The sequence below is a fragment of the Nostoc sp. ChiVER01 genome, from assembly GCF_034531155.1.
GTDB lineage: Bacteria > Cyanobacteriota > Cyanobacteriia > Cyanobacteriales > Nostocaceae > Nostoc.
The window spans coordinates 17,669-38,842 of record NZ_JAVRBS010000020.1 but is presented as its reverse complement, the minus strand read 5'-3'; the positions used below and the strand labels follow the sequence as shown (position 1 = coordinate 38,842).

The 21,174-nt window shown below is 39.5% G+C and carries 17 protein-coding genes, 1 pseudogene and 1 CRISPR repeat array (1 of these 19 running past the window's edge); of the genes and pseudogenes, 5 read left to right on the top strand and 13 right to left on the bottom strand.

Annotated features, from left to right (window positions below):
* A CRISPR array of direct repeats spans positions 1-2,447; the repeat unit is 37 nt; unit sequence GTTTCAATCCCTAATAGGGATTTTAATGAATTGCAAT; it reaches 1,334 nt to the left of the window's first position.
* A 267-nt stretch (positions 2,448-2,714) separates the two neighbouring features.
* From cas2 to RMY00_RS23580, 5 genes are all read right to left on the bottom strand, one after another.
* On the bottom strand, positions 2,715-3,002 hold the full coding sequence (gene cas2 / locus RMY00_RS23600) for a CRISPR-associated endonuclease Cas2 (RefSeq protein WP_322649866.1): 288 nt from the start codon (positions 3,000-3,002) through the stop codon (positions 2,715-2,717).
* A 13-nt stretch (positions 3,003-3,015) separates the two neighbouring features.
* On the bottom strand, positions 3,016-4,020 hold the full coding sequence (gene cas1d / locus RMY00_RS23595) for a type I-D CRISPR-associated endonuclease Cas1d (RefSeq protein WP_322649865.1): 1,005 nt from the start codon (positions 4,018-4,020) through the stop codon (positions 3,016-3,018).
* A gap of 134 nt (positions 4,021-4,154) precedes the next feature.
* Complete coding sequence (gene cas4, locus RMY00_RS23590; RefSeq protein ID WP_322649864.1) at positions 4,155-4,748, bottom strand: CRISPR-associated protein Cas4; 594 nt, start codon at positions 4,746-4,748, stop codon at positions 4,155-4,157.
* A gap of 31 nt (positions 4,749-4,779) precedes the next feature.
* A complete protein-coding gene (gene cas6, locus RMY00_RS23585) occupies positions 4,780-5,637 on the bottom strand; it encodes a CRISPR-associated endoribonuclease Cas6 (RefSeq protein WP_322649863.1) in 858 nt (285 codons plus the stop codon).
* The gene (locus RMY00_RS23580; protein ID WP_174712088.1) at positions 5,627-6,247 is read right to left on the bottom strand and encodes a 2OG-Fe(II) oxygenase; all 621 of its coding nucleotides are present in this window, start codon (positions 6,245-6,247) and stop codon (positions 5,627-5,629) included. The genes cas6 and RMY00_RS23580 overlap by 11 nt, the downstream gene beginning before the upstream one ends.
* Before the next feature lie 109 nt (positions 6,248-6,356).
* On the opposite strand from RMY00_RS23580, the gene RMY00_RS23575 reads away from it, so the two are divergent.
* Positions 6,357-6,767, top strand: coding sequence for a hypothetical protein (locus RMY00_RS23575; RefSeq protein WP_322649862.1), 411 nt, complete (start codon positions 6,357-6,359; stop codon positions 6,765-6,767).
* Here the strand turns inward: RMY00_RS23575 and cas5d are convergent, their stop codons facing one another.
* From cas5d to cas3, 7 genes and pseudogenes are all read right to left on the bottom strand, one after another.
* A complete protein-coding gene (cas5d, locus tag RMY00_RS23570; RefSeq protein WP_322649861.1) occupies positions 6,768-7,475 on the bottom strand; it encodes a type I-D CRISPR-associated protein Cas5/Csc1 in 708 nt (235 codons plus the stop codon).
* A complete protein-coding gene (gene cas7d, locus RMY00_RS23565; protein ID WP_322649860.1) occupies positions 7,475-8,491 on the bottom strand; it encodes a type I-D CRISPR-associated protein Cas7/Csc2 in 1,017 nt (338 codons plus the stop codon). The genes cas5d and cas7d overlap by 1 nt, the downstream gene beginning before the upstream one ends.
* 66 nt (positions 8,492-8,557) lie before the next feature.
* Entirely contained in the window at positions 8,558-11,842 is a 3,285-nt protein-coding gene (cas10d, locus tag RMY00_RS23560; protein WP_322649859.1) for a type I-D CRISPR-associated protein Cas10d/Csc3, read from the bottom strand.
* A gap of 16 nt (positions 11,843-11,858) precedes the next feature.
* Entirely contained in the window at positions 11,859-12,878 is a 1,020-nt protein-coding gene (locus tag RMY00_RS23555; RefSeq protein WP_322649858.1) for a PDDEXK nuclease domain-containing protein, read from the bottom strand.
* A gap of 12 nt (positions 12,879-12,890) precedes the next feature.
* Positions 12,891-13,111, bottom strand: a pseudogene (locus RMY00_RS36240) (DUF433 domain-containing protein).
* 57 nt (positions 13,112-13,168) lie between these two features.
* Positions 13,169-13,393 (bottom strand): hypothetical protein, encoded by a 225-nt coding sequence (locus RMY00_RS23545; RefSeq protein ID WP_322649856.1) that lies wholly within the window; start codon positions 13,391-13,393, stop codon positions 13,169-13,171.
* Between the two features lie 222 nt (positions 13,394-13,615).
* The gene (cas3, locus tag RMY00_RS23540) at positions 13,616-15,793 is read right to left on the bottom strand and encodes a type I-D CRISPR-associated helicase Cas3' (RefSeq protein ID WP_322649855.1); all 2,178 of its coding nucleotides are present in this window, start codon (positions 15,791-15,793) and stop codon (positions 13,616-13,618) included.
* Between the two features lie 100 nt (positions 15,794-15,893).
* Between cas3 and RMY00_RS23535 the strand changes: the two genes are divergently transcribed.
* The 4 genes from RMY00_RS23535 (at position 15,894) to RMY00_RS23520 (ending at position 19,830) form a co-directional block, all read left to right on the top strand.
* On the top strand, positions 15,894-16,760 hold the full coding sequence (locus RMY00_RS23535; RefSeq protein WP_322649854.1) for a WYL domain-containing protein: 867 nt from the start codon (positions 15,894-15,896) through the stop codon (positions 16,758-16,760).
* A 218-nt stretch (positions 16,761-16,978) separates the two neighbouring features.
* Entirely contained in the window at positions 16,979-17,224 is a 246-nt protein-coding gene (locus RMY00_RS23530) for a hypothetical protein (protein WP_322649853.1), read from the top strand.
* 200 nt (positions 17,225-17,424) lie between these two features.
* Positions 17,425-18,666 (top strand): phosphotransferase family protein, encoded by a 1,242-nt coding sequence (locus RMY00_RS23525; protein WP_322649852.1) that lies wholly within the window; start codon positions 17,425-17,427, stop codon positions 18,664-18,666.
* An 81-nt stretch (positions 18,667-18,747) separates the two neighbouring features.
* A complete protein-coding gene (locus RMY00_RS23520; protein WP_322649851.1) occupies positions 18,748-19,830 on the top strand; it encodes a T3SS effector HopA1 family protein in 1,083 nt (360 codons plus the stop codon).
* 240 nt (positions 19,831-20,070) lie between these two features.
* Here the strand turns inward: RMY00_RS23520 and nifH are convergent, their stop codons facing one another.
* Positions 20,071-20,964: a nitrogenase iron protein gene (gene nifH, locus RMY00_RS23515; RefSeq protein ID WP_322649850.1), complete on the bottom strand. Its 894-nt coding sequence runs from the start codon at positions 20,962-20,964 to the stop codon at positions 20,071-20,073.
* Between the last annotated feature and the right edge of the window lie 210 nt (positions 20,965-21,174).

The window sequence follows — 21,174 nt, the reverse complement described above, 5'->3', positions numbered from 1 at the left end:
ATGAATTGCAATTTAAACTTATCAGGCAGTGTAGGTATTAACTGCTTAGTTTCAATCCCTAATAGGGATTTTAATGAATTGCAATTCGGCTCTGATTTCGTTCTGTATTCACTCTCCTTCCAGTTTCAATCCCTAATAGGGATTTTAATGAATTGCAATATTATCACTTTTCTTTGAAAACCAGCCCATAATCAGTTTCAATCCCTAATAGGGATTTTAATGAATTGTAATTTTGTTCGAGCGATTAAGTGTACTGATAATTATTTGTTTCAATCCCTAATAGGGATTTTAATGAATTGCAATTGGGCCATGATTGCTCTGTTGTATTTTGTGTAGATTGGTTTCAATCCCTAATAGGGATTTTAATGAATTGCAATTGCTAATATCCGGGCAAAGTGTTTCTATTCTGGGGTTTCAATCCCTAATAGGGATTTTAATGAATTGCAATAGGAGCGTCAAAATGCTTTGGTACTCCTAGAAAATACGTTTCAATCCCTAATAGGGATTTTAATGAATTGCAATAAAGTTTTGAAAGGTCATCTAAATTAGTTATCCTTGTTTCAATCCCTAATAGGGATTTTAATGAATTGCAATATACTGTAGTCACCTTAGATTCTAGTTCAATGGGATTGTTTCAATCCCTAATAGGGATTTTAATGAATTGCAATATGGGTGCCCGGAGGTTAAAACAGCACAGGGTAAGTTAAAAGGTTTCAATCCCTAATAGGGATTTTAATGAATTGCAATCTGCCTATAATAAAGGAGGGACAGCCTCTAGTAGAATGTTTCAATCCCTAATAGGGATTTTAATGAATTGCAATTTTAACTCCTACCTATGTATCTTCTACTAGTAGTGGGTTTCAATCCCTAATAGGGATTTTAATGAATTGCAATGGAATGAAATGCCTTACGGACTTAGTGATAGTGAGTACGTTTCAATCCCTAATAGGGATTTTAATGAATTGCAATCCAAAAACGTGGCATGAATGGCTTGCGTGAAGTAGCTGTTTCAATCCCTAATAGGGATTTTAATGAATTGCAATCCATTATTGCTTGTGGGGGAATTATGTCGCTAATTGTTTCAATCCCTAATAGGGATTTTAATGAATTGCAATTCATCGAGAATTGCTTGATATTTAGAAACAATATCTTTGGTTTCAATCCCTAATAGGGATTTTAATGAATTGCAATTAGTAACTTTAGAGCTAGAGCCCTTTCTCAAATTAATAATCGTTTCAATCCCTAATAGGGATTTTAATGAATTGCAATAGCAAACAATAAAAGCGTTTTTGCTTATAATGATCAAGTTTCAATCCCTAATAGGGATTTTAATGAATTGCAATCGATACTCGCCAGCAATCATTACCTTCAAAATCAGGTTTCAATCCCTAATAGGGATTTTAATGAATTGCAATATGCTGGGCTTTCCTCTTTAAGCCTAAAATCTCTTTTGCTGTTTCAATCCCTAATAGGGATTTTAATGAATTGCAATATGGGGCAATACTCACCACAATACACTGAGTATTTGCGTTTCAATCCCTAATAGGGATTTTAATGAATTGCAATTTTGTATTTCATAGCACTCACGCAATAGTGTAAGTAGATTACGTTTCAATCCCTAATAGGGATTTTAATGAATTGCAATTGATTACTTTGTGTTTATTGATTTATTCGATAATGTTTCAATCCCTAATAGGGATTTTAATGAATTGCAATTCAAGTTACAAGGTGTCAGTGCAATGGGAATTTCAATCGTTTCAATCCCTAATAGGGATTTTAATGAATTGCAATTACTCCAGTAGAACCACCAAGCTATCCACCACCGCAAGTTTCAATCCCTAATAGGGATTTTAATGAATTGCAATGGGGAGGTAGTGGGGGCGGTTTATCCTTGTCTTTTGTTTCAATCCCTAATAGGGATTTTAATGAATTGCAATTTTCTGGCAATAACGTATCTATTATAAATGGAGTGATGTTTCAATCCCTAATAGGGATTTTAATGAATTGCAATACATTGATACCCCTTATCAAAGTATATTTTCTTCTGTTTCAATCCCTAATAGGGATTTTAATGAATTGCAATCCCCCAGGGACACCAGTGCCTAACTCTGACCCTGTTTCAATCCCTAATAGGGATTTTAATGAATTGCAATAAGATAAACCGCCCCCAATTCCACCCCCAGTACCCGTTTCAATCCCTAATAGGGATTTTAATGAATTGCAATTAATCCCAAGAATATGTACATATCCCGTGATTGGAACGTTTCAATCCCTAATAGGGATTTTAATGAATTGCAATATTAGTTCTGGTGTCGATCACGATTTAAATATTCCGTTTCAATCCCTAATAGGGATTTTAATGAATTGCAATCATTGCCTTTGCGCCATCAAATCCCTTTGGTATTGTCAAGTTTCAATCCCTAATAGGGATTTTAATGAATTGCAATAGCGGGAGCCTAAAACCTAAGCTATATTTAGTTTTCAAGGTGCGGTTGCGCGATTTAAGGGCAATCATAGCATTAGAGAATTTGTTTGGAAAGAGCGCCAGGAAAATTTAAAGGCTGAAATCGTATTTTGATAAGCATTTCAGAGATTGCGCGGATGAGGATTAGGCGACCAATAGGTTGAAAGCCTTACTGAAGTTGGGATAGAAGCATTTTTTGGTGCTGTGGAATTTGTACACCTACCCTTCCGCGCATTTGAGATATGGGAACTTAGCTAGAAGGAGACTCAGCAAAGAAAATTGTTTCGTCTCGTGGCTGTTCTCCGCCAATGCGTTCGACTTTTCGCTGACAACAGCCACAGAGAAAATAAAAGCGCACACTATCAGTGCCGGGTTTAATCAATTTAGATAAACGCGATCGCAGTTTAGCATACTGAGTGGGAGTGATATTGCACTCAAACACACTCAGTTGCATCCATTGTCCATAAGACTTAAGAATCGAATGGATTTTAGTACGACGCTTATCTTCTGGAATGTCGTAGCTGACAACAATATACATGGGAGTGGGGGAGTTATTTGAGAATTAAAGGGGGATATTTATCGATTTCGTTCATGAGGTATTTAGCCAGTAACCTCGCTTGAATTTCAAAGGCTTCTTGGTAGGTGCATTTGTTTCCCAAAACTGGATGTTTGAAACTCGATAGTTTCTTTTGTTGGTAGGCGCGAAGAAATGTGTGCAGTCCTTCTTTGGTTAAATTTACGGCACCACTGAGTGGTTCGGTGGTAAAGTCAGTTAGGGTTAGCGATCGCTTGTTAATCAGCGACAAAACTACAGCATCCACTATTAAAGGACGAAATTCTTCCATCAAATCCAAGGCTAGGGAAGGTCTACCATAACGCTCGACGTGTAAGTATCCTAGATAGGGATCGAAGCCGACAATATTTAAAGCACTTTGCACATCATGACGTAGCAATGAATACCCAAAACTCAATAACGCATTAACTGGATCGGTTGGTGGGCGGCGGCGTCTGGCTTCAAATTGAAATTCTGAGGTTTTGATTAGCTGTTGAAAGGAACCGAAATAGGCTGCACTACCAGCACCTTCTAAACCTCTGAGGGAATCAATACTGTTAGTTTTTTCGATTGGTGCGATCGCATTTTCCAATCGAGTGATGTTATTATTCAGGTCAGTATCAGGATGTTCTCGCTGAGTGCGAAGTAAGCTATGGCGGTAATTTTTCAATTTACCCCGGACAAATCCTCTAACTAAATGTATTGCTGGTTCTGATTCTCCCACAGCTTGCCATTGGGCTTTACGAACAAAGATATTTTTAGTAGCTTCTGGTTCTAAACGTCCTAAATATCGTCCATTTTGTGTGAGAAATGTTAAACAAATGTGACGTTCTAAAAGTTCATTAACAACGGCGGGAGAAATAGTAGCCCGTCCTAGTACTACAATTCCCTCTATTTTAATTAAAGGGATATCCAAAATTGTTTTTTGTTCAGCTTTGACAGTGAGACGTTCGTCAACTTTACCGATAAAAGCATCGGTTTGTGTTACATAAAGTGTTCCCATTGTTGATTTTTCCTAGTAATAATTGCAGATTGGGTGAATACAATTCGCAGGTTAATTGTTTTAACGAACCGCCAAGACGCAGAGGACGCAGAGAGGAGAGAGAAATTTTTAACAAAACTGGATTAGGGTATAATTTAATTAGCTTCTTGGTAACTTTTGACTTTATCGGTTGCTTTGGGCAAACATTGCGAATAAAGACTGCATCCTTGGCAGCGTTTGCTGTAAACTGGTTTTGGCATTGCTCCTGTTTCTAGGAGATTTGTGACAGATTGAATAGTTGCGATCGCACTTTGTCGTAACTCTGCATTAATCTCTACTAATTGCCGTTGATGGGAGTGGGCATAATAGATATATCCAGTGTTAACTAGTTCTCCTGTCATCTCTTCTAAACATAAGGCTTGGGCACAAACTTGCAACTCATCGTTATCCCATTCGCCTTTGCGTCCTCGTTTGTATTCCACTGGGTAAACTTGACCAGATTCGGCTTCAATCAAATCAGATTTACCGATGAGTTTGTATTGCTCAGACTTCAGCCAAATTGCTCTAATTTGCCAAGTTTCTCCTCGCTGGATATCGCTTGTGGTGTGGACGCGATCGTGCAAAGTTGTACCTTCAATTGTGTATTGATTATCGGTAAATTCCCCTGCACAAAACATCCTCCAACAGCGATGCGGACAATAAGCATATTGATTCAATGCCGCAATGGAAATATATTCAGTTTGATTCATAAGTTAGATTGTTTTTAAATGATTATTGAAATTAGGGAGAATACAGCCGTCGCGCCATTCCCATCCCCATAGTTGTTTTGCGACCAACTCCTGCATACAAAGCAAAATCAGCTAAAGCATTAAGTTGCTTAATTTGTATGGGTTTAATTTCTCCCAAAATCTTATAGGTAACTTCGCCAATAATGCCAATAAATTTGCTGCGGGAGTCAGCTAATATTTCTGTGTGAATATTGACAAATGAGGGAAATATTGACTCGATCGCAATCTGAGAAAATTCTATGCCACTGTATTTATTCCACCGTGAAAGTAGGGAATTGAAAACAGATTCTCTGGTAGGAAGGGTAGTATCATACTGTCCTTGACGGAAGGCGGTAGGCGTGGAAAAGGTAAGGTTTATGGAAGAATTGCGTAGGCGTAGCCCGTCGCAGACATCGCTAGCTTCTTCGTATAATTGAGCATAAGTACTAGCATTTGCCCAAGGTTGACTAGATTGGGGTGTGCCTTGAATGCTGGTAATATACAAGTCAGCCGGGCCAAGATGCCAAGGGCGATTGGGATTAAGATTTAGCCAAAGTTGAGTAAGTTTGCCAAATAGAGTGTCATCTAATAAAGAGATGCGCCACCAACAAGGTGTTCCGGCGGGAATGGTTTGTTGATGTGAGTATTGCAATTTAGATCCCGCCTTAACCCCCTTCAAAAGGAAGGAATTAATTTGTAAGGGAGAGAGGGTAAAAGCTTTATCTGCGGTGGAATCGTGCAAGCGATCGCCTAATTCTTTATCTACAGAACTAACAAGGGTTAAAAATAGGGCGTGGAGATGTCTACCTGTGAGATACTGTGGTGGAATGGGCGATTGAGGTAGCAAATTCAACACTAAACTATGAGGCATACTTTCTTTTTTTGGTTGTAGACTGAGTGATTCTTGACTCTACAGTAAACTCAGGAATTTCCTGGAGTTCAGCATCACTCAAACTATACTGTTCGCAAACGAGACTTAAGCGATTTCCTGGGGTTTTGACAGCGTTAACCGAATGAGTTAAATCACCTTGAAAATAAACCAAAGTATTGAATTGGGGCTTAATTTGCCCAAGTTGGCGTTTGTGCGATCGCAATACCAGTTCTCCTCCTTCCATATCCGCAGGTACGCGCACATAGAGAACGCTCACAACCGCAGGCGGTTCAATGGTTTTGGAGTATGAACGCAAGGAGCGATCAATATGCGGATCGACGCGGGAGCCTTCTTTGAGTTGTAAAGGATTGAGGTAAAAAGCATTACAACTTGGTTGGAGAGCCAAATCTAGGTAAGGCTTGAAGTAGGGAAACTGCTGTTCTACTTTTGCTAATCCAGAACGCTGAAATACTACAGAAAATCCTTTGGTGGCGACAAAATCGCGGTTGAGGTTGTTGATAGCAAAGTAAGGACAAGCTTGGATTTCTCCCCACAAGTTGTTTAGGTAATCGCTGGGGAAGGCGTTGGTTTGTTGTTGATAGTGTTTCACGAGGGATAGAGGAGCGATCGCTGAATGTGGTATCTAAAATTTTAAAGACTGTCGAGTGATGATAGTAGTATTCTTTTAAGTAAGAAAAACTACATAGCAAGAAAGACCAATGAGAATTGATGATTACAATGCAGCCAAGGCGCTAACTGAAAAACTCAAAGAGAACTTACCCATTAAAGCACGAGCCGGCAAACAGTTTTTGAAGACATTAAAGCAAAAAGGGGTAAACGCCGATCCAAACAGAGAATTTGAAATTGATTTCGTTGGCTATTCAGGAGATGAAGGCGGGATTATGTGCGGACTAAAAGAGCCAAATAATCCCGAAAGTGAAGAAAAATATGTTTCTTCTATTACTCATCTAAAGATTGATCCTAATCATCTTCTAGCTGCTGAAGTGCAGATTTACCAACGCCAGCGAATACGTAAGTTAATGTTGCAAAATTATAGAGGTTTTAAAGCCGAGTTAATGACGATAGAGCCTCGAAAAAATAAAAGCCGTAGTAAAGGCTTTGGAAAGTAGTTAACTCCGAAAGCGATATTCTATTTGAACTGGAATTTTTAAGTTTTGAATGCCATCAAATTGATAGTATTGCCCTCGCATTTGGACATTCTGAATTAAGCTAACTGGAGGCATATTCACAACATCATAGCTAATCACTTGATTAGTGAACATAACATCTAAAGGATTTAATGGATGTGTACAAGTGAATATACCTTCATAAATTTTATGTTTCGGTAATGGTTCAACCGTAACTTCAGCCTTGCTCATCCATTTACCCAAGCGAATCCACTTTGGTAGTTTGAGTTCTTTTTGCGAAATGACAAAAAACTCAAATCGGCTTTCTGGTGCTATTTCTTTTGCTCTGCCAAAACTAGGGATATTTTTCTGTGTTTTCTCCATTTCAACGTGGTAGTTATTGTTAGCATACTTCCAGGTGTTGAGGATGGAAGAATGATTGAGCGATCGCGCCGGAGTTACATAAATTTGCTGTTGATTGAGTGGCGTTAAATGCTCCTCATATTTTGGCACTTGTTCAGGGCAAAAATAGCGATAAGAATGTTCTTCAGCAACGGTAGTAAAGTAGATTGGGCTATCAACTAAACCCAGTGCATAACAAACAGCGTAATTGTGAATTACTGGCTCTGTTTCATACAATCGCCCGATTTCACGAGTTGCGTAATAGAGGCTGTCATGAAGTTCTATTTGACAGCGATAAATAAACACCATTACTCTTTCCCCGCTTTAGCAGCAGTTTTCTTCTTGCTGATATGCTTATTGGCATAAGCTTTAGCTTCTGCATCAGCCTTTTGCAAAATTGTCTGAATGCCTTTCTCACTTCCTGTTAAAGTTTTGACTTCATTAATTAAAGATACAAAAGTATCACCAATGAAATCTGTATGAACAATAAACTCATCAGCCATCAACGCCTCAATAGCATTTTTAGCAGCAGTAATTACATCATCTTCATCTAGTGGATCGGGAGGATTTATAGTATTATTAGATTTCATTTGGTCATATATTGCTTGAGTCCAACGCAGGTTACTAGTAATTTCTCCGTCAGCAAATACAACACCAATCAACTCATTTCTGACGCGACCTGTACGGGTTGTTTGCGCTCCATAGTGACGAGTTCGCAAAATATTATTAAAAACGTAAAGGAAGCTAGCTTCAGTAGGGTCTTTCAAGGTGACAATACTAGGAAAGAACACTTGCGGTCTAATGTGGTCTTGTTGATTAATTCGACTGGTAACTTCACCAGGTTTAGAACCATTTTCACCTTTAGAAGCCATCGTGCCATTTTCATAAGGAGCGTTGAGGGTGAAAGTTTCGTGTGATTCATCAAAAGCTGTAATTGAAAATGCCGTGTCTACCACAACTTTCGATTTTTCAGAGCCAGAGTCACCAATAGCAAAACCGTAAATGATGCAATCAGGATTATCCATTGCAAAATTCACGTTGTATTCACATTCTTCAGCCGTCATTAATCCATAGTTACGCAGCAATTCGCGACCAACTAAACGCTCTGGAGTAGACTGTTTGCGCTTGAACATTGACAAACGGCTAATTGTAGTTTTGTCTTTAACTCCTGCTCTTACCCGTGCTTTATTCAGTTCTGCATCTGTCTGAAATAGTGGATAAGATTCGGTAATACGGATGGTCAAAAAATGAGCATATTTCCCCATTGGTTTGTAAGGAATTTCAGCTTGAAAGAATTTTTGTTCAACAGTTTTTAAAAGTGCCATGATTATTTTCCAAAGAATTATTCACTACTTGTTTACATTTCCAGCAAAAATGGTAAGGGTAAATCCCTACTCATTGTCGTTCTCGATTTCCGCAGATTTTTCATTTTTGCCTGCATTTTCTTTGTCATCTTCAAGACGATAAAGAAATTCGCAAGTATCCCTAATTAAGTTGAGTTGACGGCCTGCCAAACGAGCGCGATCGCCTGCAAATGAGTTATCAAATACCTCCACTACAAAATACTTGGCAAAATCTAGAACAGCTTGCCGTTCTTCTTCTCGTTTGCTCATGATCCAGCGTCCTTCAGCAGTAGAAGAATGAACGCGATCCATCAGTTTAAAAACTTCTGCTGCAACAGCTGCAACTAATGTTTCTCCCTGAAACACACTTGACTCAGCTTTGAGAATAGTTTCAGCCGCAATATCAATTGGTTTTAACACAGCATTAGACTTAGGATTATAACGTTTATTAGCTCGGTAAAATCTGCGGTATAAATCTGTTAATTTCTTAGGATGATTCAGGCTTGATGCTTCTCCCACAATTAATTGCTCCATATTAGTGTCATATTTCACATAAGGGTCAAAACAAGGATAAAAATGATAGGCATAAAGCCTAATTTTCTCAATTCGCGCTGTTTCCGAACCCTGGTTGCGCACCCAGCGATTGAGATAAGAAAAGACGTACAGTGGACTGGTTTCAAAATCTTTAGCCAGTTCTGTAAATCTTCCCCAATTGGCATCGTAACCAGACTTACCTTGTCGCACATTCACATCTAAATGAATGGCGTAAGCGGCAGTAAGTACATTTAAAGGTGCTGCGTATTGGATGCCGTTTTCATTCCAACCTTCGAGGATATAGTCAAGACGAAAGCGATCGCGCCTTACTAAAGCACGGAAAGCATGGGGCGCACTATCAAGGAAAACGCTTTCCTCAAATTCAGCCCCATCATTAAAAGGTGGAATTGGTGACTCTGAAACCACAGTTTTAACATCTAAAATCATTGGAAAAGCAAACGCTAACCAAGTTGGCATTACCCAAGATTCTGTATCGGTGCTGTCTCTTCCTGGCGGGAGTGCCATGAAGTAAAATGTTAAAGGTTGGTCTTCAGGATAGGAAAGTTTAAAGGTGCGATCCTTGTCACGCTGGAGGTTTTCATCGATTAAGAAACTATCTACACTTTGGTAGCGATCGCGCCCCAAATCCGCCTGTAAATCCTTACTGATAAAATGATTGCGAACGCTGGTATCAAAGCGAGTTTGAGCAATCCCATTGTATGCTTTCTGCAAAAACTTGTTAGTCTCTGGAGTAAAGTAATAAGTAGGATAAAAGTAGAGATAACGATATTTACCATCTTCAAATCGTTTACCTACAACTTGAGTTTGATTCATCAATATTTGCCTCAGCATCATCTCCACACCTGCAATACTGGAGATATTACGTTTAGCGTTAGAACCTCCTAACATTTGCTTGTTTGTATAAACTTGCGGCGTAAATAAAACTGCTGATTCCATTTGCTCAGTAACAGTGTAAGCAGAATGGGAAATTGAACAGATTAATTGTTTCCCTCGCCCTGCTTTTTTTGCAGCATTGTAATTATCTAACTCATTTAGAAATGTTTCAACTTGCGTTTTAACAGATGACTCTTGATGCGTGCCTGGTAACATCACAACTCGTTTTACCCAGAGCCTTAAATCATCCCAACCATCAGGCAATTTATACTGAGAAATTATCGGAGAAATTAAGGTTGTCAAATAGTCAATGACTTGCTGACAAGCTTCGCGTACATCTTCAATTCCTGGATGATGTTCTAAATATTTAGCCGCCAGATAATACCATTCATAAGGTACTCCTCCGGTATTTCCCTTTAACTTGTTTTCTTTGAGACTTTCATTAATGCGTTGAATTTCTCTAATTTGAGGCAAACATTTTGCTAAATTCCAAAATTCTGCAACCTTGTGAGTTAAATCAAAATCGGGAACTGCTGGCAGCTTTTTATCTTTTTTCCGAGCCGAATCAACGCGATTAACTGTCTCTTCCCAAATCTTTCGGCTAACTAAATCAACAAATTCTGCTATTTGGTCAATACGGATATCGTCTTCAAATTTGAATTCATAATCAGCAGATAAAACATTTTGTTGTTGAAACTTAATTAGATTTTCGCTGCGGCTTTTCGCAACAGAATCTTTATTAGGGTTTAAGATACGTAATGTAGCATCTAAAGCTACTTTCATCAAGCCTATATCGTCAAAAAATAAGTTGTAATATTCGGCATATTTCATGCCTTTGCCATCTCTACCAAATCCTGTTTGTCTGAGGCGTAATTGTCCAGCACAAAGCGATTTAATACTGTTAACTACACGGTCTGGTAAATCTTCCGGCGAGATAGCTGGAGCATTGCGCGAAGCCAAGTAAATTACCCCTGTTGGTAGATATAACAAAGGTTCATAGTAAATATCTTCATCAGTATTGAGATTAGTATGAGCCTGAATTAAAGCATTATTCACGACATTAGTTAAAACACCCCGATTCTCAGCAATGCTGTGATAGGTAAATTTCAACTGTCCATCACTAAGGCTGTGGATGATTTCTTTGAGTCTAGGATGTTCTGCATCCTGGGGATGTTTAACAATTGAGGCGAGAGAATCAGCCAAACAAGTTAAATCAGACAGACTGCGAAGGGTGCGGTCTTTGAGAAGAGGATTCAACCCAAATTCAGAAAAATTCCAGTTAGTATCCCAGCGACGTTGAGCATTATAAGCCATGCACAACAAATCATCTAGATACTCTCGATAACCTTCAGGATTTTCTGGATTTATAAAGTTATCCAGTCCTAACTGGTGAACTTTTTTATCAATAATTTCACGATGTTCTGTTAACGGTAGCTTGCGGCAGTTTTCAGGGACATCAGGAAACTTTTCAAAATCATGTAAAATAAATCCAGCAATTACTAATCTGCGCTCTCGCTCTTTCACCACTCGCTGCACTGTGGTATTAAGTTTTTCTAAACGTTTCTCAATTAAATTTGCTGGGAATAATCCATTGAGTAAGTGAGTATTCAGTGATTGGTCAGCAGCATTATCTCGTCTAACTTTAGTTTTTCCTTCTGCTTCTCGCTGTTGGTCAATTTCATCAAAAAACTTACCACCCTTCGCCGTTACACCAATAGCTATACTCAACAGATTTGGTAAGACATACTCGGCAAAGTCTGCCATTACCTTATCATCTGGATTTTGAGATTGAATAGCTTCACGCAATAGTTTAAGTGTTAATAATTCGCCTTCAGTTTCGATAGTGCGGTCTGAAGAATCACCATCAAAACCAAAATCACCTGATAACCAATCATCATTAGACATTTTCAAACTCCAATTTTTACTCCACGCCTTCTAACAACTTGGCAACTTGCTCTGGAGCCGGAAGTTGATTTTTTAATTCTTGAGGCAATGTTGAAACCACTTGATAAGTTCCTACACCAATTGGTTTATTAGATTCCTTTAAGGCATATTCAACAATTGTTCTCTGTTTCGATTTGCAAAGAATAATCCCAATGGAAGGATTTTCATCAGGTAGCCTTACCTTGTCATCTAAAACAGCTAAATAAAACTGCATCTTGCCAACATATTCAGGTAAAAACTTACCAATCTTCAGTTCTATCGCTACCAAACATTTTAAGCGGCGATGATATAATAAAATATCTATAAAATATTCTTCATTATCAATTTCTAGCCGATATTGACTACCAATAAAAGCAAATATCCCGCCCATTTCTTGCAAAAATGGTTCAACTCTGGTTAAAATTGATTGTTCTAGCTGTCGTTCGCTGTGTTCATCTGCTAGTTCCAAAAAATCAAAAGTATATTCATCTTTGATAGCTAGTTTTAATTGGTTACGAATCTCTACGGGAACAGTTTTATCAAAGTTAGTCTGATTTAACAGAGTTTTTTCATAGGTTTGATTTTCAATTTGGTGAATCAAAACATTTTTTGTCCAACCAAATTTGCGAGTCATTCTGATATAAAACTCTCGTTCTAGGTCATCTTTGCACTTCTCTAAAATGACTATATTGTGAGTCCATCCAATTTCTGCCACCATTGGTGGCAGAATTTCTTTAGAGTGGTAAGTCAAATAAAAATCTCGCATTCTCCAAATGTTACGGGCAGAAAATCCGCTAATTCCAGGAAACTCTGCTTGTAAGTCTTTTGCTAACTGTTCCACTACCGATTGACCCCAACCAGCCTCCTGCTGTCGGGTAAAAATCATCTGTCCAATGTCCCAGTAGAGATTAATCATTTCCCGATTAACTGCTTTTAGTGCTTCGTACTGGGCTGAACGAATACGCTGTTTTATTTCCATTAGTAAATCTCTGTAATCGTTTGAAATGGGGTTACTCATAACGTAAAAGATTCAACTTGCAGATTCAACTAGCCGACGCGCATAAACTAAACAGGCTTGCACGTCTTCGCGTTCTAACCAGGGATAAGCTTCTAGCAAGGTTTCGATAGTCTCTCCTGTTGCAAGCATTCCTAAAATATGTTCAACCGCAAGGCGACGACCTCGAATATTGGTTTACCACTAAATATTTGAGGGTTGACAGTGATTCTTTCCAATAGATGTTGTTCGTTCACGTTTAGCTATGTAGTGACGGTAGATTGTTTTATGGTGTGTACGCTGCAAACAGCGTCTTAATCTGGTGGGTAATGAAAATCCACGAGATTCTGTAAATTCTCATTTCGGCAAACTTGGTGTCCGAAATTTGTCTCCAAAAAACTGACGCGATGCTCAAGGTCAGCTAGCTGATTATCTTGAATGACATTCTGCTGTCGTACTGCTTCCATTGCGTCAACTAAATAATGAAGTTGTTTAAGTACCGTGCGAATCAGGTGGAGGTCGGCATTCTGGTTTTGCATTGCTTTTGCATAGAATAACGATCAGTATATAGAGTTTACAGTGTATTAACCAGGGAAACTCCTTTACCCTGCATAAAACCTGTACACTATAGTATAAGTCTAAGGCACTGAAACACTCCCAATCCCTATTAGGGATTGAAACAATACCCTGTGAACGTACTACTGTTCGTTCCTCTGCCTTCAGACTTTGAATCACTAAAATCCCTATTAGGGATTGAAACCTCAAGCAATCCATATCTCATCTCCTTTGCTTTTAAAGGTGTACGCCAGCGTATCCAGCAGCAGCGCAGAGTGACCAAAAGCGATCGCATAGGGCGCAGTAGCATCATGAAAGCTATACTGATCGCTGATACCATAAATCTGAAAATTCATCGGTAGCCTTAGCCGCATCCGCACTTCAGCAAGAGGACGGCGAATCACATAACAAACCAAACCTTCCTTTTTTAGGCGTTTGTTAATTTCCCCAACCCAATAGTTGTCAGGTTGCCAAATTTCCACACCAGTCAAAACCTGAACTTTCCAAGCGTCAGCAATTGGCTGCAAGTTTCCAGAATAGGTAAACTTCCAGTTCAGCCGTTCCTCTCGGTAGGAACGCAACTTCATAAATGCTAGACAATGAGCAAATCTACCTTTGGCGATGGGTTGTCCCGTGCGTTCTGCGGTTTCTTTGAGCGTCCGTATAAATGCCGCTTCCGTCCACATTTCAATTTCTAAATTGCCCAAAATACCAGGTAAATCGTAGGTTTTAAACCTATCTGCTTCGTTTTCTTCCGTTAAATCGTATAAACCACATTGCAAAGGACTTGAACCTCGAAAACTAGCAGCATCTTCACCAATAGGATTTCCTGATTTACCAGAAAGCGCTTGCCAATCTTTCGCCCATCCCGAAACACGTCCAGCCGCAGACTTTAGACTTGTTTCAAATACTTGTTCACAGGCTTCTTGAAACTTGTCTCGGCTTTGGGCATACTGTTGTTTAATTGTGCGATCGCTCAACTGATAAAACAGCCAAAATGATTGCACAGCCCCCCAACGACGATAATAACCACGAAAATCGTTGATTTGTCGATAATTCTCGGTAATTGTATTGTGAAAAGTGGGGCGATCGCAAATACTATTCACTTCTAACGGTGGAGTATCCCCTTTATACAAGCGCTCTACCAAAAAGTTAGGAACTAGAGCAAAAGCTATGAAATTCTCAAACTTAATTTTTTGACCATCTTTCTCATATTCATCATGCCTTCCTAAGCGTCCTAAACGTTGGATAAAGTTACCTGCATCTGATGATTCAAAAATTAAAAAATTGATTTTGAAATCAACTCCAACATCAATTGTGCTAGTACCAATCACCAAGTCAGCAGAAAGACTTAGCTCTTTTTCTGCTTTTCCCGATAGCCCTGTATTCTCTCCAACTTTCAATCCGTAAGGCTGTAATATTTCCCGAAAAAACTGAGTGAGGCGTTTGACGGCTGCGATTGAGTTAAGGATGATTGCGCCTTTACTTCCTGGATACTGCTGAAACTGAGCCAAAATCAAATCACTATTTTCTTTTAGCCAGGTTTCCGAAGCTTTAAAGGATGGTTCCAAAGGAATAAAATGCAACGAAATTGTCCGTGCTACCTGCCGCCATCCCTTTGCTTGTAGTTGCTGTCCTTGTTCTGGTGTATCGGGAAATTGATATTTCTTTTGTTTTAGAGGATCAATTTCTTTACAACGGAATCCTGCTTTTTCTAATCGCCCAATTAAGTTTATATCTGGTGTAGCTGAGAGAAACAGAAATTTCTTACGGCGATTTGTACAGCGAATTAACAACATTGTGTTAATCACACTAGCAATTTGAGGAGCAGCAAAAACGTGAAATTCATCAAAAATAAATAAGTCAAAATCTTTATCAATTCTGCCCCATAACTTATCTGGACTATCGCCACGAATTATGTAAGCACCTCTATGCAAATAATGAAAAATATCAGGGTTAGTTAATAATGCTTCTCTCTGGTTAGTAAGAGTTGCGATCGCAGCTCCTTTTTTTAATCCTTCATTTTCAGCATAAATCTCTAAATCAGCCCCACTCAAACGCACTACACGCGGCTGATTCTCTGGCTGGAATTTCTCAACATATCCTCTAATCTGCGTTTCTTGATCGCGGGCGAGTTCGTTGGTTGGGTAAAGTCCGATCGCAGAAAATTCACCCTGAAGCACTTCTAGGTAAGCCGCTAGACTTTTACCATCGCCAGTCATCGCAGTGTTGAACACTACATCAATATTTGGATCGCGCAACGCTTCTAAAGTTGCAGCTTGATGCCAAGAAAGCAACCAATCTTTAGGTAACTTCACTCCGTCAGGTGTGGGGACGGTTTGCGAGTAAACAGGCTTGAGAGTAATTCTGTAATTTTCGGACATACACTTAAATAGTGTCCGTGACTAGTTGTTAAAAACCATATTGGCACGCAAAATAGAAGTTGACAAGAGAAAACATGTATAAACTATACGGACATTTTTAATGAGTCGAAAAGGTCAATCTATTACACTGTCAATATCAGAACGTGACAAAGCGGAGCTAGAAGCGATCGCTTTAGAATTCGGTATGAAGTGGGGCGATCGCCCGAATATCTCCAAGTTGATAGAAGCGATCGCTCAACGTAAGTTACTCATCGGTAACAATAACGATTGGAAAGAACCACGCATTAGAGCATTACATAGATGTATCAATGCTTTGACAGATATCGGGCAAATTGAACAAGCCCAAATCATTGCAAACTTACTTCTCGAACGCAGCGAATTATCATTACCGTTGCGGGGAGAAATCGAACGTTTCTTAGAGAATTTACCCCCACCTTGGCGCTTAGACATAGACCGCTATATCTTGCGCGAACAACCCTTTCAGCTTTCTTATCAAGATGCAGCAGAGCGTGTGTTTAATTTTACCGTTCGCTATGCCAAAGTTACACCCCACGAAAAGCGGCAATATCTTGATTGTTGGTGCGAAGAAACAGAAGGAAACTTTGATATCCCAGAACTGGTTCACAACTGGAGTTTACGATTAGACCGAATTACGGATGCGGCGGTGACTTCAATTTCTGGTGAATGGCGTACTAATTTGGATGAGATGAAAGTAGAAATGCACTTATTAGCAAATTTGGCTTTTGCTTATCAAGCTAAACCAGAAGATGATATCCATGAATGGCTACCAGATAAACCAAAAGTTCGACGAGTGATTAGGCGAGTATCGAGTACATTTTGGTTTATGCGCGAAGTCATGCAGTATGCGCCAGATTGTGTAGTGATATTACCAGAGAATGTGCGCGATCGCCTCAAACAAAAACTTCTTACCCTCTGCCAGTTATACGATATCGAAACCAGGTCTTAACTCTTTCCCTCTCCGACTCGGAGAGGGACGGTTTTACGTAGTAAAGCCAGGGAGAGGTCTTTTCATCCTTGACAAAAGTACACTTCCATAAGATGTACTCATGTAACCGTTATCTGCGATCGCCTATAGTCATCTACAATACGTAAGTAAGACAAATGACGCAACAACAAGCCTTACAGACATCAATTTTGAAAATTAAAGAAAAAAATAATTACTAATTGCTTAAAAATTCCGGTTTATTTGGGTTTGGGGTGATAAATAAAAATAATAGTGTTGAATGTCATGCTTCTTATCACGAAGGATTACTGAAATTCTTCGCTGCTTTCAGAATGACTACTCAGCATCAAACAACATCTGCCGCCAATCAGTTTTTTACTGGCGATGCTTCTGCGCTATCAAGCCTTTTGATGCAGCTACATCAATGGGCTTCTACCACAAAACTTGCTTTAGATGTATCTAAGTAACTATGCTGATAAAGCCTAAAGATGCCACGCTATCTTGGAGCGAATTCTAAAGCAATTGTAAAAGACTTGGTGCCATTTTGGCAGGTTTTTATCCCAAATATGGGATATTAGTAGATTGTACAAATCTCTATTGTTATTCACTATCTACCGACAACTGCTAAGTACAAGTTTAAGTAATTTAATGAAGTAGGAAATAATACATGGTATTATCACTGTCTTCTCATAACGTTATCCAGTATCTGCTAGAAGCGGGGCTGTGTAGCTCAGAAGATGACGCATCAGATAAATCTGAGTTGCCAGGAAGTAGTAAGAACAGTTTCGATTTACTCGTGACTCTAGCAGATAATCGTAAACTGCTCATTAAACAAGAACGTAACGTTAAAAGTAATGACGGCGCTCCTCATGAATTGTTTCAGGAGTGGCTATTTCATCAGTTGCTCCAGCAGTTTCCAGTTCTCGGCAATATTTCTGCCATTGCACCATTGGTAGTCCATTTTGACGAAGAAAATTCTATCCTTGTCCGCAACTACTTAGGTGATTATCTGGAGCTTGCGACATTCTACCACAACAATGATATTTTTCCACAAGAAATTGCCACTGCGATCGGCACTACTTTAGCGGGACTCCATCGCGCAACCTACAACAGCCGAGAATATAAGGATTTCATGGCAACTGCTCCCCAAGGAGAGTTTCGCTATGGCTTTTACAATCCGGCGCAAGGGGTAGAGTCAATTGGGCCAGATATTTTTGGAACGGTTCCCACGGATGCGCTGAAATTCTATTTACTATACCAGCAGTCTGAGAGTTTGGAATCAGCGATCGCTGATTTGGCATACGACTGGAATCCTTGCTGCTTGACTCACAACGACCTGAAATTGAACAACATTTTGGTTCATTCTAGGTGGGAGAAACTAGATAATTGCCTAGTACGATTAATTGATTGGGAAGCTTGTTCTTGGGGAGATCCAGCTTTTGATTTAGGTACTTTACTAGCAAGTTATTTAGGAATTTGGCTCAAGAGTCTTATAGTAGACCCCACCATTGAGTTACAAGAATCTTTACATCTGGCGTTGACACCGTTGGAGAGTTTACAACCTTCAATCATTGCCCTAATTAGGGCTTATCTAAATGCTTTTCCCATGATTTTAGAATACCGCAGTGACTTCATTGTGCGAGTTATTCAGTTTGCGGGGCTAGCACTGATTCATGAAATTCAAGATATGATTACCTGCCGAAAATCCTTTAATAATGCTGATATTTGTATGCTCCAAGTAGCTAAAAGTTTACTGACGATGCCGCAGCAAGGTGTACTGACTATTTTTGGGATATCAGAGTCAGAGATTTTGAATCCTGTGGGAAAAATTCATAAACTTCCTCAGCCTGTAAAAGAGCCACAGCTACTTCGTCTTTATTACGAAAAAACTCGGCTTCGCGGTTGTTAATAGTAGAGAGTAGAACAATTCTGAATTCTGGCTCCTGACTCCTGAATTCTTTTTTCTAAAGTTTAAGTTCTAAATGGATTAATGCTAAATTACTCTATCAATCAACCGCTAACTTCTCTATTCGACATTGCTAAAAATATCCAGATTGAGTCTAATTTTTGTATTTATCATCCCAATTATCAACCCTTTGGTCTACCGACTAAAATAGCTGAGAGATTTCAGCACAATTCTGTAGATTTACAACAGAAGTATCTCACTTTACTGCTGCGAAACTTTCTCTATGGGATCTATTACAATGGCTCTCTACAAAGTACTTTAGCAGTCAATACTGATACGCCAAAGCATAATTTAACGGATAATTCCATTTTAGAAATTGATTGGAACTTTTACGAGCAATTGCACGCCAGTAATCACGGCATAGGTTACTTTGACCCTCGATGGCAGGTGTTACGTAAAGAACCTGATGGTACTATGGCGGTGACTAAAGGCGGTTTAACACTTTATGTTGAGCCAGACTGCCATCTAAAATCCAGTAAAAAATCTACCAAAGTGGGTGACATGGTAGCAATCTGGATGCCCAAAAATAGAATGCAAAATGGCTCTTACTTGGCAGTTAGTAATGTCGGACAGGAACAGCTAAGTAACCCTGATGCTGATTTGGGAGCAGGGCGAATTTACTTTAACTTTACGCCATCTGGTGCGATCGCTCTCATGGAAAGTCTGACACTGCAATTGAATGCAACCTCAATTCCTTTTAGCTTTCAGGTTCTCCACAATCCCAGTGCATACGGACGCTACGATTCGGGATTGCTCTACTTTGAACTCCCCGACTATCCAGCGATTCGCACAATCCTTGAGGCTGTTTATCTAGAAAATCAATGCTATTTCCAGCCGGAAATTCCCTTGTTTACAAAATTTTTAGCACCAGGGTTAGGTTTAGCTGAAGAACCAATCCAAAAATTTGCAGCACAAGAAAGTTTTGGGATGAACCGTTGCCAAATTGTTGCTAATGCTTTGTTTGAAGCTTGGCAAAAGGGTAAGAATGCGATGGAAGAACGAATGAAGACGATTGACGAACACTTTGCGCGACATTTAATAGATTTACAGCGTCCTTATCTTAATCCCAGTTCTGAAGATATATATAAACCAATACATTTGGGTTAAGGGGAAAACTATTTGCCAAAGTCAATTATTTTAACGTAGACGCGGAGCGGCTTGCCGCAGGCTACCGCAAAGGACGCAAAGGACGCAAAGAGAAGAAATGCTTAACTCAAGCATACTGTAATATATATAACAAGACTTTGAGAGATATTTTGCGTAAGTCAACATCTACTAAATGTAGAATAGCTTAGATAAGAAAAGAGTGGGCAAGCTTGCCCACCCTAAACCATTATTTAATTGATACTACTTTACGGGTGCTTGATTAGCAGTCTTACCAACTAGCATTGCAGTATTTTCATCGCTTTCGAGAATACCGAACTCAATCAACAATTCTTCTAACTCTTCCATTTCAATTGGGGTAGGAACGGCGAGTTTGTCGTTGTCGATGATCTTTTTAGCAAGTATGCGATATTCGTTACTTTGATTGCTATCAGGTGCATACTCGTTAACAGTCATCCGGCGCAATTCTGCGTGTTGTACAATGTTGTCACGAGGTACGTAGTGAATCATTTGGGTGTTCAAACGTTTTGCCAAGGTTTCGATTAAGTCGATTTCCCGGTCAACGTTACGGCTGTTACAAATCAAACCACCCAAACGCACACCGCCAGTGTGAGCATATTTGAGAACACCACGAGCGATGTTGTTAGCTGCATACATCGCCATCATTTCACCAGAGGTAACGATGTAGATTTCTTGTGCCTTGCCTTCACGGATAGGCATTGCGAAACCACCGCACACAACGTCTCCTAAAACGTCGTAACTTACAAAATCAACGTCTTTGTAAGCACCGTTTTCTTCTAAGAAGTTGATGGCGGTGATGATACCACGACCAGCGCAACCCACACCAGGCTCAGGGCCACCAGATTCTACGCAACGTACATCGCGGAAACCGGTTAGCATTACTTCGTCGAGTTCAATATCTTCTACAGCGCCGCGTTCAGCAGCTAATTGCAGAACGCTTGTTTGAGCTTTACTGTGTAGCATCAAACGGGTAGAGTCAGCTTTAGGATCGCAACCAACAATTAAAATGCGTTGACCCATTTCAGCCATAGCTGCTAGGGTATTTTGAGAGGTGGTAGATTTACCAATACCGCCTTTACCATAGAAAGCTATTTGTCTAATTTTTTCGTCAGTCATGGTTGTGTTTCCTACAATGATTTAATTGATGGGTGGTAAGCTTGATGTAGTTGTTTACCCTTGGTGTCATAGGGAAGCAGAGCCTGTTGTCGTTAGACATTGCATCCTGACAAAAGCATCAAAATCAGAACATATTTACCCACGAAGCGATAGCTTAAGGGATAGAGAAATCTCTATTTCTTAATAACGAAGCCTTTAAAAATTTGACTT